Raw genomic sequence first — 15,259 nt, 5'->3', positions numbered from 1 at the left:
GTCATGACCGACCACCAGGAAACCATGCTCGGCCTGCAGGACAACACCGAAGTACTCCACCGCATCAGTGACCGGCTCGGCGGACGTTACGCAGGGATCTTCGCCGCAGAAACCGTCGAACGCTACGTCTTCGAGTCCTACACGGCCCTGGCCCGCACAGCGAAAGTCAGCGCCTACCTGCCCGCGACCACCGAACACTTCGCCAACGACAGGCTCCACGCCCTGGCCAAGTCCAAAGGCTCCGTGGCCTCCGAAGTCCCGGAAGTGTTGTTCGTCTGCGTCCAGAACGCAGGCCGCTCCCAAATGGCCGCGGCCCTGCTCACCGTCGAAGCCAAAGGCAAAATCCGCGTCCGCTCCGCGGGGTCCCTGCCCGCAGCAGAACTCGACGCCAACGTCGTGACAGTCATGAACGAGATGGGCTTGGACCTAGGCAAGGAATACCCCAAACCCCTCACTGACGACGTCGTCCGCGCCTCCGACGTGGTCATCACCATGGGCTGCGGCGACTCCTGCCCGATCTACCCCGGTAAACGCTACGAAGACTGGGAACTCACCGACCCGGCCGGGCAGCCCCTCGACACAGTCCGTGAAATCCGCGATGAAATCCACGACCGCGTGAAGAACCTGGTCACCTCACTCACGAAAGAAGCCGCATTCTAATGATTTCCGAACACCCCGCAGTCCTGTTCGTCTGCAGCAAGAACGGCGGCAAATCCCAGCTCGCCGCAGGCCTCATGCGCGACCTCGCCGGGGACGATGTCACTGTCTACTCAGCCGGCACCAAACCCGGTGCGGCGTTGAACACCCAGTCCGTGGAATCCCTGGCCGAACTGGGCATCGACGTCACCGGCGAGTACCCCAAACCCGTCACCGACGAAGTCCTCAACACCGTGGACTCCATCATCGTCCTCGGAACCGAAGCCAAACTCGACCCACCGGCCGGCAAACGCTTCGAAATCTGGGAAACCGACGAACCCTCCGAACGCGGCATCGAAGGCATGGAACGCATGCGTCTGGTCCGCGACGACATCAAAACCCGCGTCCAAGCCCTCTACAGCGAACTCACTTACAGCGGACTCACTCCAAACTAGCCCGTCAGGACTACCTCCCGGCGCATGAAGAAAGGCGCAAAGCCAGGAGATTCCCGACGCTTCCTACTTGTGAACCAGGTAGATGGCGCCTGTGGTGACGTCCTCTTCCAAGGCTTCCAGCGTGCGTCCGCGGGTTTCCGGAACCTGCGTGTAGATGAAGATGAGGGCCAGGATGCCTACGCCACCAAAGAGGAAGAACGTTCCGGTGATCCCGACGCCCGCCACGAGGGTTGGGAAGAACAGTCCCAGTAGTGCGTTGGCGATCCAGAGGCAGAAGACGGAGAGGCCGATGGCGAAGCCGCGGACATGCAGCGGGAAGATCTCGGACAGCATCACCCAGACGGCGATGTTGAGGAAGGTTTGCATGGAGCCGACAAACGCGACCACCAGGAACAGGATGACGAACGGGCGGGCGGCGTTCCCGACAGGCAAGACGATGGACGCGATGCCGATGAGGAAATGGCACACGGTGGTCAGGGTAAAGCCGAGAAGCAGCGTGGTGCGGCGGTTGACGCGCTGCATGAGCGTCAGGGCAATAATTCCACCCACCACGGCAATGACGCCGGGTGCGATGTTTGCGATGAGGGCCCCATTGGAGTCGAATCCCGCCTCAACAAGGACCGACTGGCCGTAGTACATGATGGAGTTGATGCCGGTCAGCTGCTGGGCCACACCTAAGCCGATGCCCACCAGGATAATGCGCAGGATCCATCTGTCCTTGAGCGCTCCCCATGAGGTGGCCTTCGAGGCCCTTTCCTCATCAGCCAAGTGCTTCACGTCGGCCATTTCGGCCTCGGCCCGGTCTTCGGAGCGAATCGTCTTGAGTACGACAAGCGCTTCCTGCGTGCGGCCCTTGGAGATGAGCCAACGCGGCGACTCGGGCATCTTCAGCATTCCGAAGAACAGGGCAATGGCGGGCAGGGCCGCAACTGCGAGCATGATCCGCCATACTCCCCCGAACTCTCCCCAGACATTGCCGATGATGGCGTTGACAACGAAGGCCGCAAGCTGGCCGATGACGATCATGAGCTCATTGCGCCCGGCCAAGGAGCCACGGATTTCGTAAGGTGCAAGCTCGGCAAGGAAGACCGGAACCACTGTGGACGCGCCGCCAACCGCCAGGCCCAGGATGACGCGGCCTACCACCATAACCTCGAAGCTTGGCGCGAAAACGCAGGCAACCGTTCCAGCAAAGAACAGGACTGCCAGCAGGATAATGGTCTTGCGGCGGCCCCAACCATCAGACAATCGACCCCCACCCATGGCTCCGGCGGCAGCTCCGAACAACAGTGAGCTGGTAACGATTCCCTCGGTCAGGGGCGTGAGGGCGAGGTCCACCGTCATGGGCCGCAGTGCACCATTGATGACACCGGTGTCGTACCCGAACAGGAGGCCGCCAAACGTCGCCACGAGGGCAACGAGGCCCAGGCGCTTTCTGTGCGGGCCGTTGGTCAGCGGTGGAAGCGAAACGCCGTTGGCGCCTCCCCGCTGCGTTTGCATAGCAGACATCAGGACTCCTTCGTCAGTGTGGTGCGGGTCATATCCACCCCCTTCAGCTCAAGACTAACGCGCGAAAGATTTAAATGTAAGGTCAAACTGACAAATGACCTGGATTTGATTTTTGACCCCATGGGAGGATGGGGACCATGGCTCTTGACCACCGGCCCCGCCCCGCCACCCAAAGTGATGTCGCCCGCGAGGTAGGCGTGTCCCGAACCCTTGTGTCCTTCGCCTTCCGCGGCGCACCGGGGGTCAGCGATGAAACCAAGCAAGCCATCTTCGACGCCGCAAAGCGCCTCGGCTACCGGCCCAACGCAGTAGCTGCCGACCTCGCACGAAAGCACCGGTCCGCCGTCGGCCTCTATCTGATGGACATACGCAACGAGGTGTACGCAGACATCCTTAGCGGCGTTCGCACGGCACTGCACCAGGACCGCAACCGGCTCATCCTGAGTGTCTCGCGGTCCGTTGACGGCGAGGACCAAGGGGCCCTGGAGTCTCTAATGGAGGCCCGGGTGGGCATCATCATCGCCGCCACCCTCCTGGATTCTGACGAACGCGCCCAAGAGTTGGCCAAGCTCGTGCCGCTGGTCAGCGTAACGCGCCGCATCGAGGGAGTGGACAGCGTCCACTCAGACGACGCTGCCGGCGCCCGGGCCGCCACTGAGCACCTCATCCGACTGGGCCACACGAGGATCGCGCACCTGGCCGGCCCCGCTTATGACGGCCACACCGTCCGGCGCGAGAGCTACGCAAAAACAATGCGCGACGCCGGGCTGAAGCCACTGACGCTGGCAGCCGAGGACTTTACACAGGACTCGGGCGAGCGCGCTGCCGCCAGGCTGCTGGGCATGGCAGACCGGCCTACGGCGATCTTCACCCACAATGACCAGCTCGCCCTGGGCGCCCGCGAGGCCGCCTACGCCGGAGGACTCTCGGTCCCCGCGGACCTGTCACTGGTGGGCTATGACAATTCAAGGACGTCCAGGCTGCACGGCATCGACCTGACCTCGATTGACCTTCACGCCGTCGAGCTGGGCCGAAGGGCCGGAGTCGCGGCACTTAACCGGCTGATGGACCCCGAAGCGCCCATCGCGGATGAACGCCTTCTGCCTGAACTCGTTGTCCGCAACTCCACCGCTCCACCCCGCGAAGGGTCCTGGCACCCATCACCCTGAACGGCGCCCACCTCGTGGGCCATCCTCGAAAGAGCGCTCCAGGGCAGAGCTGAGAACCGAAGGCGCCAGCCGGTCCAACAGGTCCACCGGCCTGCCCCCGCGCAGCGCCGCGCATCCGGTGACCATCCACGCAGCAAAGTAGTTATGTGGAATGCCCAGGGCCATGGCCCGGACAAACAACCCCATCACCACGGGGTGCAGGGACAGGTCTTCCCGGAACTGGAAGCCCGGACAGTACGTGCCTTCTGCGGAAAACACCCGCACCAGTTGTTGCATCACAGGGTCCGGATCCTCATGGATCTGCGCGAGCCGGCTCCGGACCTTCTCCAGGCTTGGCAGGCCGAACTCAGCGCCCATCCGCTCCCAAAGCCCGCTGGGAATGGGCCCTTGCTGATGGGCCGGACTCAGATGTGGTGCAGGCACGTGGTGGCAACTCCCCAGATAGTGAGTTCGGACAGTGCCGGGACGCGGATGTCCGGATACTTGGGATTGTCTGCTTGGAGGATCACTCCCGAAGGCGTCAGGCGGAGCCTCTTGATGGTCAGTTCACCATCGAGGACAGCCACGACGACGGACCCATCCTTAGGCTCGAGCGCACGGTTGACGATCAGCTCATCACCATCACTGATCCCGGCCCCTTCCATGGACTGCCCCGTCACCCTGACCACAAAAGTGCTGGTGACGTCCTTGATGAGGTGCTCGTTGAGATCGATCCGGCCATCAAAATAGTCCTGCGCCGGCGACGGATACCCGGCCGCCACCGGGAGAGGTGCCAGCAAAACTGACATCAGGGAAAAGCCCGCATCTATCACGCGGGGGCCGACTATCACGCCCACAACACACCTTTATTCGAATATATGTTCGATACTCGAGTGTACAGCGGATGACGGACATTGTGGTCACTCCACGAAGTCTGCTGAGGCGCAGGCCGGCGGAATGGAGGTATCCGCCGTTCACGCGCCTTGGCGAAGACAGGTACTTTAGGGAAGGTCAAGCGAAAGGCTGCTTGGCAGGAACTCAACAAACCACCGTCTTCGGCTGCAGGGTTCACTACCGCGGTATTGTCCTCAGCCGCCCTGCGCATCGCACATTGGAGAGCCATGACCGCCCGGAGCAAGGACGTCGCTGATGCGCTCAGCGCCGATGTCACACGCATCATCAAGGAACGCTACCCGGATGAACTGGCACGCGCGCAAGCCGTCCACGCACGCTCCGGGAAATTGGTTCTCGCGTTGATGTTCTCCACGGTCGCGCTGTGGTTCCTCGGTCCGGCCCTGTTCGTGAACGGCCTCATCAGCCCGCTGGTCGCCATCCTGGTGCCTGGGCTGCTGACCCTCGGTTTCCTCACGACCGTGATCGTCGCCATCGTCCGCAACAGGGCTGCGGCGCGACCCATCGTCGAATATGCGAAGCAGTGGGGTCAGAACGTCACGAGCGTGACGAAGCAGGGCATTACCGTCTCCGTGCCGAAGGGCGCCATCACGGTACCCGCGGAGTTCCGTGAGACGCGCAGGGTCACCCGCCAGCCCTGATGCTGCGACGGCGCCAGGTCCGGATCAGCGCTGCACCCGATACCGCACGTGGGTGACGAGTCCGGTCCCGCGCGCTTCGATCGGTTCAAGCGTCACGTCCCCCACGCCGTCGAGCAGCCGTTCGCCACCACCCAGGATCACGGGCGAGATATGAAGCCGCAATTCGTCCATGAGGCCGGCGGACAGATACTGACGGGCGGTTTGTGCTCCCCCGGCAATGGCCACATCCCTGTCCCCGGCGGCTTCCCGGGCCTGGGCCAGGGCCGATTCGATGCCGTCAGTGACGAAATGAAAAGTGGTGCCACCTTCCATCGCCAGCGGCTCGCGCTGGTGATGGGTCAGGACAAAAACAGGTGCATGATACGGCGGTTCCTCACCCCACCAGCCGCGCCATCCCTGATCCCATGGACCCGGTCCAGGCCCGGCGAACATGTTCCGGCCCATAATGTAGGCACCAGCTTCGAGGATGCCCGCGATCTCAGCGGCGCTGGCCTCCCTCTGCTCGAACTGCCAGCGGTGCAGGCTCTCGCCGCGCTCCCCCAGCGGTTCGTCCAGGGACTGGTTGGGTCCGGCAACATATCCGTCAAGGGAAACAGTCAGATCACAGGTGACTCGGCTCATGCGCCCATCCTGCCACTGCACGCCCGGTCCACCCGCATCGTTTAGCGCACCTTAAACCCAAATACTCCACCTCATTTACAGATCCCCTGCCCGGTGGGAACATAAGCCCCATAGTCCGCGGAGGCATCGCCCGGCCACACCCGGCGCCGTCAGCTGCAGCTATGTAGTCAGCTCTCCTCTGAGAGGAACGGCCATGGGTCGTCTGGGGACCGGGAACAGCGGGGATGCGGGGTCTGAGCCCGCTTCTGATCCGCCACGCCACAGTGGCAGTGGCAGTGGCATCGAGAAAGTCGACGCAGTGGTGGTGGGCTCCGGCTTTGGAGGTTCCGTTGCGGCGCTTCGACTGGCCGAAGCCGGACAGTCCGTGGTGCTCATGGAACGCGGCAAACCGTACCCGCCGGGCAGCTTCGCGCGCTCGCCGTCGGAGATGGGCCGGAACTTCTGGGATCCGGACCGCGGCTTGTACGGGCTCTTTGATGCCTGGACGTTCCGCGGCACGGAGGGACTGGTGTCCAGCGGGTTGGGCGGCGGCTCACTCATCTATGCCAATGTCCTTCTGCGCAAGGACGAAAAGTGGTTCGTCAACGAGTCCCCCATCCCCGGCGGTGGTTACGAGAACTGGCCGTTCACCCGGGCTGACCTTGATCCTTACTACGATGCCGCCGAAGCCATGCTGCAGCCTGTCCCGTACCCCTACAAGGACACCGCGAAGACCCTGGCCATGGAGACGACCGCGGCGAATCTGGGACTGTCCATCACCAGGCCTCCCATTGCGGTCACGTTCTCGGCAGCGCCTGGCACGGAGCCGCGGACCAATCACGCCTTGCCGCTGCCCGGCTACGGCAGCATCCATGGTCCCGCCACTGTGCGGACCACCTGCACGCTCAGCGGTGAATGCGACATCGGGTGCAATGCCGGCGCCAAGAACACGCTGGACCACAATTACCTCTCAGCAGCCGCCTTCAAGGGTGCCGATGTCAGAACGTTCCACGATGTCCGCGGTATCCGGCCCTTGGACTCTGGAACGCAGGGCGGGGGCTATGAAGTCCGGTATGTGGTGCATCATCCTGATCGCCAAGGCGAACTTCTCACAGAGCGCATCATCCATTGCCGCCGGCTCATCCTGGGTGCCGGCACGTTCGGCACCAACTTCCTCCTGCTCCGCAACCGTGCGTCCCTCCCTGCGCTCAGCGACGCCCTGGGCACCCGTTTCAGCGGCAACGGCGACCTTTTAACATTCATCATGGGCGCCAAGACTCCCTCGGCCAACGGCTCACGCCCGGGTGTCCGCACGTTGACCGGCAGCCGCGGCCCCGTGATCACCACAGCCATTAGGGTCCCGGATTCGAACGACGACGACGGCGATGGTCGCGGCTACTACGTGGAGGATGCCGGGTATCCGGCCTTCATGAACTGGCTCATGGAAACAGCCCAGCTGCGCACCACCATGAAGCGGACGGTCAAAGTGGCGGGGCAACTGCTCAAGGACAGGCTGTTCGACGCCGGCCGCTCCAACGTATCCGCCGACCTCGCCGCAGCATTGGGCGACGGCCGATTGTCCTCCAGTTCGGTGCCTCTGCTGGGGATGGGCAGGGACATTCCCGACGGTGTCATGACCCTTCGCGACGGGAGGCTGGCCATCGCCTGGACCATGGCAACATCCAAGGAGTACTTCGGCCGCGTCCGCGAAACCATGGAGTCGATTTCCAGGGACCTGGACGGAGACTTCATTGACAACCCCCTGTGGTGGGCCAAGCGCGTCATAACGGTTCACCCCATTGGAGGAGCCCCCTCAGGCCGTCATCCGGGGGAAGCAGTCTGCGATTCGTATGGCGAGGTGTTCGGCTACCCGGGATTATTCGTCGTTGATGGAGCCGCGATGCCCGGTCCGGTGGGCGCCAATCCATCATTGACCATCGCGGCGTTCGCAGAGCGTACCTGCGCCCACATCCTCGGGAACGCGGACAAGGCGCGTCACCGGGGCATCCGTCCGGACGATGCGGAGGACTCCGGCGGGCCCAGCGAAAAGGTGGCCGCTGAGCGGGAGGCAGCGGGCGCCGTCGTCGACGTCGGTGCATCCGCTCCGCGCGCGTTGGCGCCGGACGCTACCAAGGGCAAAGCCGCACCAGAGGAACAGCCTGCGAGCGCAGTGTCTGAGGTGCCTCAGGTGCGCAGCCGTGGACTCGGCAGGCCTGGCGCTCCGGACGCTCCTGATCAGGAGACCACCTCCGTGCGCTTCACCGAGCAGATGCACGGTTGGTTCAGTCCCGGCACCACCGATCCGGAAAAGGGGCGGAGCCTGGGGCGGGACCGCAGCCGGAAGATTATGTTCGAGCTGACCATTACCGCCGAGGACATGGAAGCTTTCGCGACCGATCCGAACCACCCGGCCAAAGCGGTGGGTTACGTGCTGGCGGACTACTTTGGTGGCCGGATGCCGGTAGAGCGGGGTTGGTTCAATCTGTTTGTCCAGGATGCGTCCGACGACGGCGCACCAGCCAGGCGCATGCTCTACCGGTTGTGGCTGCGGGACCCGGGCGGCACGCCGTTTACGTTCACCGGGCACAAACTGATCCATAACGAGGCAGGTTTAGACCTCTGGGCGGACACCACCACCCTGTACGCCACCATCCTCCGTGGCCATGTGCCCCCCGACGCAGGGACGCCGGACGTTGCGCGGCCGGACGCCGAACGCCCTGCTGCAAGCGGCACTGCCCCGGCCGGCGTCGTTGGCGCCGGCATCCTCTACATCCGGCCTCTCGACTTCGCCAGGCAACTCACCACGTTCCGGGCCGAAGGACCGGCGCCGGCCGCAGGCTTGGTGACCTTCGGGAAGCTGTTCGCCGGCGAACTCTGGCAGGTTTACGGGCGGGGCCTCAGACGCGTCCCGTTCCCGTTCACGTCGAAGCAATGAAAAGCCGGGAGCTCGCCAAACACCACGCCGTACTGGGCTTCACACCTCAGGCTGCGGTTCGTTGGCTCTCGCCCATGTCTTTGGCCAGAACTGCGTTGAAGGTCGCTGCGGCCACAGTCTTTGCCGATTTTGGAGATAAGCGCGAGCTTGAGGGCAGCTTTCCCTCAGACCCCCTGCGCTTGGAAAAACTTCCCGTCCCGGGCCAACCGGCGCAACCCGTTGTCAGCAGCCGTGGGCTTCCCTCGCCTGCCGATCTCCAAGATGAGCCCGCAGTGGCTCCGGCGGCGACAGAGATGTGGCTCGACTTCGCGGCCGACCTCGGCGATGGCTTTGATGCCACATACACGGTGGCGTCCTTGCTGGCCCAGGACACGCTGACGGTGGACGGGCATGAGCTTCCCCGCGGCAGGGTGCTGGTCCTGGGCGGGGACGAAGTATACCCGGTGGCGTCGCCGGCGGCATACGAGAACCGGATGGCTGGCCCCTACCGGACGGCCTTCCCACCTGCGGTGAGAGGCCCGCTCAGCGCCCCAAAAAGCGCCGACGACGCGCACAGCGGGCCCCACAATGCGCCTCCGGTCATGCTCGCGCTTCCCGGCAACCACGATTGGTACGACGGCCTCACCTCGTTCATCCGGGTGTTCACCAGGCAGCGGAGCATCGGGGGCTGGCGGACCATCCAGAACCGGAGCTACTTTGCCGTGCGGCTGACCGGAACTCCTCCCGGACCGGGGCGGAACGGCGCCCCCGGCTGGTGGTTGCTGGGCCTGGACAGCCAACTGGGGCAGTACATCGACGAGCCGCAACTGGACTATTTCTACCGGAACGTCACTCTGCAGCTGCAGCCCGGCGATGCGATCATCCTCTGCGTCGCCGCACCGTTCTGGGTTGACGCCACGCAGCCCGGGTGGGGTGAATTCCGGCAGGTGAACTTCTTCGAGCAGGACTATCTGTGCCGCCGCTTCAACCCCGAAACGGGACTGTTCGACGCCACAGGTGCCAGCGTCAGGCTCTGGCTCACCGGAGACCTCCACCACTACTCCCGCTACGAGGACTCCCCTTCCCAAAATCACTCCCGCAACCAGCACCAGACCACGGATCCAGGCAGGACCCAGATGATCACCTGCGGGCTGGGCGGCGCCTACCTCTCGGATACCCACGGACTGCCGGAACAGCTCACCCTGCCTGCCGCGTCGGCCACTCCCGGTGAATCGTCCAGTGCGCGGCACACACGGCAGTCGGGTACACAACAAAGAGGCCCACAACAGACAGGCACCGGCCGCATCTTCACCCGCACGCCCACCACATTCCCCGGCCAAGGAGACTCCCGCCTGCTCGGCCCACAACTGGCCAACCCCTTCTCGCAGTTCTGGCTCCCCATCCGCAACCCCGGCTTCGGGCTATCGCTGGGCATCATGCATGTGGTGGCCGCGCTGACGCTGTGGACGGTCTTCAGCGCCTTCCGCGGGGAGGCTTTCGTGGACAGCCTGCGCAGCCTGACCCGCGGAGACACCCCTGTACTTGTCCTTGTCCTGATCCTTGCAGTGCCGCTTCTCCTGGCGGTGGCCTCGTTGCCCGCGCGTTCGTGGGGCTTGGCCCAGGCAGGCGTCGTCGTTTTCGCCCGTGGTGTGTTGTACCAACTGTCTGCGCTCGCGGTGAGTACCGCCGTCGTGATCCTGGTTCCTTGGCCGGAGAGCTGGCCGGACGTCGTGATCCTGCTCCTGGTGCTTGCCTTGATACATCTGGGCGGGTGGGCGCTGGGCAGCGAGGCCTTCGCCCTGTACATCCTGGCGACGCCCGGCGGCGAGGTGGCCTCGTGGAAGATGTCCGGCCAGGCGATCGAGGACCACAAAGGCTTCCTCCGCATCCACCTCTCGTCCGACGCCAACCTCACCGTCTACCCATTGATGGTGGACACCGTCTGCCGCGATTGGCACCTGGCAACGAACGACGACGGCGCGCGGCTGGTACCGCTGACCGGTTTGCCAGCCGTGCGGCTGCTTGAAGAACCCATCACCATCGCACGGAAGGGAAACACCCCATGATCATCACCCGTGCCGAGCACCGGACCGAGGTCATTCCGATCCGTGCCCGGGACAACACACCTTTGAGCCTGGTCCACGTCACTTCACCCCTCGAAGCGGTCAAAGGGCCGGTGATCCTGGTTCACGGTTCCGGAGTGCGGGCCGAGCTGTTCAGGCCGCCGGTCCGCACCACCATCGTCGATGTCCTCATCGACGACGGCTGGGATGTTTGGATGCTGAACTGGCGGGCATCGATCGACCTTGATCCCCTGTCCTGGACGCTTGCCGACGCCGCAGTGTACGACCATCCGGCCGCCGTCGAGCATGTGCTGAACGCTACCGGTGCGGAGACCATGAAAGCCGTGATCCATTGCCAGGGCTCCACGTCCTTCACGATGTCGGCCGTGGCGGGGCTGCTGCCGCAGGTGGACACCATCGTGTCCAACGCGGTATCCCTGCACCCCGTAGTGCCGGCGTTCTCCCGGCTGAAAATCAACTACCTCACGCCCGTCGTCAAAGCCTTCACGCCGTACCTGTCTCCGGCGTGGGGGTACAAGTCCCAGGGCTACTTCACCCGGGCCATCCGGGGCTTGGTCAAAGCCACCCACCATGAATGCGACAACACCGTCTGCAAGATGGTCAGCTTCACTTACGGCAGCGGCCGCCCCGCCCTCTGGTCCCATGAGAACCTCGACGACGCCACCCACCAATGGCTCATCGGCGAGTTCGCCGAGGTGCCTGTGACGTTCTTCGAGGAAATGGGCCGCAGCATCAAAGCCGGGCATATGGTGGCCGCCGGCGACCATCCGGAATTGCCGGACAACCTGGTGGCCGAAGCCCCGCAGACCGATGCGAGGTTCGCCTTCATCACGGGACTGGACAACCTGTGTTTCCTGCCCGAAAGCCAGCAACGCACCTACGAGTTCTTTCAAAAGCACCGCCCCGGGAAGGATTCACTCCACCTCATCCCCGGCTACGGCCACCTGGACGTCTTCTTCGGCGACCACGCCTGGCAGGACACCTTTCCCATCATCGTCGACGAACTGAACCGAACCCCGGAGTCGAAGCCATGAAAAACCTCACCGAACTGGCCGTACCCTTGCTCAAGCTCCTCCCCTCGCCTGTTCCGCGGAGGCAGGAACGGCTTCGCGGGCAGCATGCGTTCGCGGACGGGATCAAATACGTCATGCCGGTCAATTCCGATGACTCGCCGGTGCTGATGGCCGCCTTCCCCATCAACAAGCGGGCAGCCGCCGCCGCACTCCCCGGCTCGGAAATGCGGCCGTTCACCCTCGGCGGCAAAGGGCTGCTGGTGGTGACCGTGGTCAACTACAAGTCCACGGACATCGGAAAGTACATCGAGTACTCCCTGGCCATCGCCATCACCCACGGCAGCAGGCCTGCCCCGCCCATCCTCCCGTTGCTTTTCCAAAAGACGTTCAAGCTCGGCCAGTTCGTGGTGGACCTGCCCGTCAGTTCCGAAGTCTCCGTCAAAGGGGGAAAAGGAATCTGGGGCATGCCCAAGCACCAAGCCAACCTGGACTTCGTGGTCACGGACTCCACCGTGTCAGCCCAATACGACAAGGACGGCCAGTTGGGCTGCTACATCGAAATCGAACGGCCGGCATCACCGGGCGCCGCCCAGCTTCCCCTCAAACTTGCCGCGTCCAACTACTGCGTCTTCCGGAACATGCTCTGGAAATCGGACATCTACTTCGAAGCCACCGGAGACATCGCCCTCGGCGCCCAAGCCAAGGCGCGGCTCATCCTCGGTGACGCGCCCGGCGTCGAGCCTTTAAAGGACCTGCAGGTAGAGAGCAAACCGGTGTTCACCGCCTGGCTGCCCCAAGCCCATGGGGTCCTGGATGACCACTACGAAGCCTGGTTCCTCACTGCTCCCACCCAGCTGGAGGCCGTGGCCCTTCGCGGCGGGGACATGATGGACAGCGTGATGGAGCTGGGCCAAGGGCAGGAATGGCTGGCACCACCGGACCGGAGCCGGGTCCCGGGCGCTGCCGTACCAAGTGCCGACCCCCGTGGTGGTGCCCAGTGAACTGGCTGCTCCTGCTCAACGCCCTCTACTTCCTCTTCGGAGCCACCATGTATGTAGGCACCATGTGGGTCCTCAAGTTCTTCCTCTACCCCACCTGGGAATCGTTGGCCCGGGACAACGTGGACATGCACTTCGGCATCCCCACCCGGGCTGCCACCAAGTTCTTCACCATCGTGGTGCCCATCATGTTTATCTCCGGCGGCATCCTTGTCTGGTCTGAATGGGGAACCGTCCGGGTCATCCCCGCCGTCATTTGCCTGCTGGGAATCATCGTCCTGACCTGGGTGGGCCAAGGCATCATCATCCCCATCAACGTCCGGATCCGTGGCGGCGACTTCGCGGACGATGCCGAACTCAGGTCGCTGCTCAAACGCTGGATGATGCTCAACGACATCCGCTTCTACGTCTCCACCCTGACCTGGGCCGCCATGGTCTGGCTGTTGGTGGACCGCGGCCGGCTGCTGGAGTCCTACGCGTGACCGCGCACCAGCCGGCACACTCCGGGCGGCACCCCCGAAAAACACACCCGCCCGGCACCGTTGCCTGGGCAGTGGCCGATCCCCTCCGCGCCGTGCTCGCGGTCATCGCCGTCATCACCGTCCTGACCGGGGCCGTGCAGGTCCCGTTCGGCGGGCAAGTCCTGCAACTGATCGGCGCTGACTCCACACCTGAAACCCGCCAACTCTTCGGCACCGTGGGGATGTTCATGGTGGTGGTCGGCGGACTGCTCCTCCACACCCTGCTCAACGCTGTTCCCTCGCCCGAGGTGGTGCTGTGGTCCGGGCTCCAGAAAACCGGCGCGTTCGGGGCCGTGGGCATCGGCGTCCTCAACGGCGTCTTCGCGCCCGTTGCCCTGTTGGTGGCCTTCTTCGACCTCGCAACCGGGATTCTCCTCTTCGTTTATTGGCGCCGTCTCAGCGCCGCACCTGCAACCACCGGGCTGGCAGGATGAAACACACGGCAAAGCGCTCCCTGGTCCTCGCCGGTGGCGGCATGCGGGTGGCTTGGCAGGCCGGAGTGGTGAAGGCGCTCACCGAGGAAGGCCTGGAATTCCAGCACGTCGACGGCACCTCCGGCGGGATCCTCACGGCCGGCATGATTCTCTCCGGCGTCTCGCCGGATGAGATGTGTGCCCGGTGGTCGGGCGTCGACGTCAAGGACTTCGGCTCAGCACTGCCCGCGGGCGACTACCTCAAGGGTCCATGGTCGTTGCCCGCCGTAGGCGACGCCGACGGCATCCTCAGCAAGGTCTTCCCCACCTTGGGCATCAACGACGCCACCATCCGGGCCCGCGCAGCGGAACAGGACGCCGTCGAGGGTTCCTTCAACGTGGTGGAGTTCACCGAAAAGCGCTGCCACGCAATAGACGCCACGGACATCGACGCCGGGCTCATGGCTGCCGGCATGTCGCTTCCCATCTTCCTGACGCCCCTGCGCCGGGACGGAAAAGTCTGGACCGACGCCGTCTGGATCAGGGACGCCAACGTGGCCGAAGCACTGCGGCGTGGGGCCCACGAAGTGTGGCTGGTCTGGTGCATCGGAAATACGCCCTACTGGGGCGACGGGCCGCTGGAACAGTACGTGCACATGATCGAGATGAGTGCCATGGGCGCCCTCCTGGCTGATTTCGATGCTGCCGAGGCTGCCGGACGCGAATTTGTGCTGCACGTAGTCCGTCCCCGGCACCCCCTTCCTCTGGACCCAGAGTTCTACCTGGGCAGGATCGATGCCGATACGCTGATCGGCATGGGCTACAGGGACGCCCGCGCCTACCTCGACTCGATGACTGACACCGGATTGGCCAAGGATGCCAACTGCACGGCGATGACAGAGCCTGCGCCGAGCGTCCGCTTCAACGACACCCTTCGGGGCGACCTGGAGGGATCGCCCGTGACGTTCAAAGCCACGGTGGTTCTTCCCTCGGATCCCGGGGACGAAGCGCCGCAGCTCAGCGGCTATCTGGAACACTCCCGGTTCGGGCGGGCATTTCTGGTGGGCGGGCGCGTAGAGACCCATGGCGACGACGTCACCTACCGTGCCCGCGTAAGGGTGGACGGCGGGTGGCAAAGTCTGGTGGTGACCCGCACGTTGCACGACGACCCGGGGCCGGATGCCTGGGCGGATTCGCGGCGTGCCCGGCTGGAAGTGGGCGGACTGGCTACCGATCTGGCCATGAGCCTGGCCGATGCTGCCGGCCTTCTGGCCTCCGTTGAACCAGTGGGCGCCCACGGATTCGTGGACCGTGCGGGCGCGGTAGCAGGCTTCGCGGGGAACGGATTCCGCGAGTTCTTGCGCCGGTACTGAGGCCGGCGGCAGACCCAGTGTGACGCACGTTATTACCGGCCG

At 64.3% G+C, this 15,259-nt stretch carries 15 protein-coding genes; 11 read left to right on the top strand and 4 right to left on the bottom strand.

Annotation, left to right across the window (positions count from 1 at the left end; translation table 11 throughout):
* The first annotated feature begins 3 nt into the window (after nt 1-3).
* Together ACIQLI_RS12500 and ACIQLI_RS12495 are read left to right on the top strand one after the other, a co-directional pair.
* Complete coding sequence (locus ACIQLI_RS12500) at nt 4-660, top strand: arsenate reductase ArsC (protein ID WP_400388734.1); 657 nt, start codon at nt 4-6, stop codon at nt 658-660.
* Nucleotides 660-1,091 (top strand): low molecular weight phosphatase family protein, encoded by a 432-nt coding sequence (locus ACIQLI_RS12495; RefSeq protein WP_400388731.1) that lies wholly within the window; start codon nt 660-662, stop codon nt 1,089-1,091. Before ACIQLI_RS12500 ends, ACIQLI_RS12495 begins: the two co-directional genes overlap by 1 nt.
* A gap of 63 nt (nt 1,092-1,154) precedes the next feature.
* Here ACIQLI_RS12495 and ACIQLI_RS12490 read toward each other — a convergent pair whose 3' ends face one another.
* Entirely contained in the window at nt 1,155-2,600 is a 1,446-nt protein-coding gene (locus ACIQLI_RS12490; RefSeq protein WP_400388728.1) for a sugar porter family MFS transporter, read from the bottom strand.
* A gap of 137 nt (nt 2,601-2,737) precedes the next feature.
* Here ACIQLI_RS12490 and ACIQLI_RS12485 point away from each other — a divergent pair, with 137 nt between their 5' ends.
* Nucleotides 2,738-3,769, top strand: coding sequence for a LacI family DNA-binding transcriptional regulator (locus ACIQLI_RS12485; RefSeq protein ID WP_400388726.1), 1,032 nt, complete (start codon nt 2,738-2,740; stop codon nt 3,767-3,769).
* Here ACIQLI_RS12485 and ACIQLI_RS12480 read toward each other — a convergent pair.
* Nucleotides 3,761-4,192 (bottom strand): hypothetical protein, encoded by a 432-nt coding sequence (locus ACIQLI_RS12480; protein ID WP_400388724.1) that lies wholly within the window; start codon nt 4,190-4,192, stop codon nt 3,761-3,763. The genes ACIQLI_RS12485 and ACIQLI_RS12480 overlap by 9 nt on opposite strands.
* Entirely contained in the window at nt 4,174-4,605 is a 432-nt protein-coding gene (locus tag ACIQLI_RS12475) for a LexA family protein (protein ID WP_400388721.1), read from the bottom strand. Before ACIQLI_RS12475 ends, ACIQLI_RS12480 begins: the two co-directional genes overlap by 19 nt.
* A 264-nt stretch (nt 4,606-4,869) precedes the next feature.
* Between ACIQLI_RS12475 and ACIQLI_RS12470 the strand changes: the two genes are divergently transcribed.
* Nucleotides 4,870-5,301: a hypothetical protein gene (locus ACIQLI_RS12470; protein ID WP_400388718.1), complete on the top strand. Its 432-nt coding sequence runs from the start codon at nt 4,870-4,872 to the stop codon at nt 5,299-5,301.
* Between the two features lie 24 nt (nt 5,302-5,325).
* Here the strand turns inward: ACIQLI_RS12470 and ACIQLI_RS12465 are convergent, their stop codons facing one another.
* Entirely contained in the window at nt 5,326-5,922 is a 597-nt protein-coding gene (locus tag ACIQLI_RS12465; RefSeq protein WP_400388715.1) for a dihydrofolate reductase family protein, read from the bottom strand.
* 193 nt (nt 5,923-6,115) lie between these two features.
* Between ACIQLI_RS12465 and ACIQLI_RS12460 the strand changes: the two genes are divergently transcribed.
* From ACIQLI_RS12460 to ACIQLI_RS12430, 7 genes are all read left to right on the top strand, one after another.
* The gene (locus tag ACIQLI_RS12460) at nt 6,116-8,836 is read left to right on the top strand and encodes a GMC oxidoreductase (RefSeq protein ID WP_400388712.1); all 2,721 of its coding nucleotides are present in this window, start codon (nt 6,116-6,118) and stop codon (nt 8,834-8,836) included.
* A gap of 74 nt (nt 8,837-8,910) precedes the next feature.
* The gene (locus tag ACIQLI_RS12455) at nt 8,911-10,881 is read left to right on the top strand and encodes a hypothetical protein (protein WP_400388709.1); all 1,971 of its coding nucleotides are present in this window, start codon (nt 8,911-8,913) and stop codon (nt 10,879-10,881) included.
* A complete protein-coding gene (locus ACIQLI_RS12450) occupies nt 10,878-11,933 on the top strand; it encodes an esterase (RefSeq protein WP_400388706.1) in 1,056 nt (351 codons plus the stop codon). Before ACIQLI_RS12455 ends, ACIQLI_RS12450 begins: the two co-directional genes overlap by 4 nt.
* Nucleotides 11,930-12,913 carry an acetoacetate decarboxylase family protein gene (locus ACIQLI_RS12445; RefSeq protein ID WP_400388703.1) on the top strand — a complete coding sequence of 328 codons (984 nt, stop codon included), beginning with the start codon at nt 11,930-11,932 and terminating at the stop codon, nt 12,911-12,913. Before ACIQLI_RS12450 ends, ACIQLI_RS12445 begins: the two co-directional genes overlap by 4 nt.
* Entirely contained in the window at nt 12,910-13,392 is a 483-nt protein-coding gene (locus tag ACIQLI_RS12440; RefSeq protein ID WP_311213212.1) for a hypothetical protein, read from the top strand. The genes ACIQLI_RS12445 and ACIQLI_RS12440 overlap by 4 nt, the downstream gene beginning before the upstream one ends.
* Nucleotides 13,389-13,865, top strand: a complete 477-nt coding sequence (locus ACIQLI_RS12435) for a hypothetical protein (RefSeq protein ID WP_400388700.1) — start codon at nt 13,389-13,391, stop codon at nt 13,863-13,865. The genes ACIQLI_RS12440 and ACIQLI_RS12435 overlap by 4 nt, the downstream gene beginning before the upstream one ends.
* Nucleotides 13,862-15,217, top strand: coding sequence for a patatin-like phospholipase family protein (locus ACIQLI_RS12430; protein ID WP_400388697.1), 1,356 nt, complete (start codon nt 13,862-13,864; stop codon nt 15,215-15,217). The genes ACIQLI_RS12435 and ACIQLI_RS12430 overlap by 4 nt, the downstream gene beginning before the upstream one ends.
* Nucleotides 15,218-15,259 lie beyond the last annotated feature (42 nt).

The organism is Paenarthrobacter sp. NPDC091669 (assembly GCF_044756725.1).
GTDB classification, from domain to species: domain Bacteria; phylum Actinomycetota; class Actinomycetes; order Actinomycetales; family Micrococcaceae; genus Arthrobacter; species Arthrobacter bambusae_C.
This window is presented reverse-complemented; position numbering and strand designations above follow the sequence as displayed.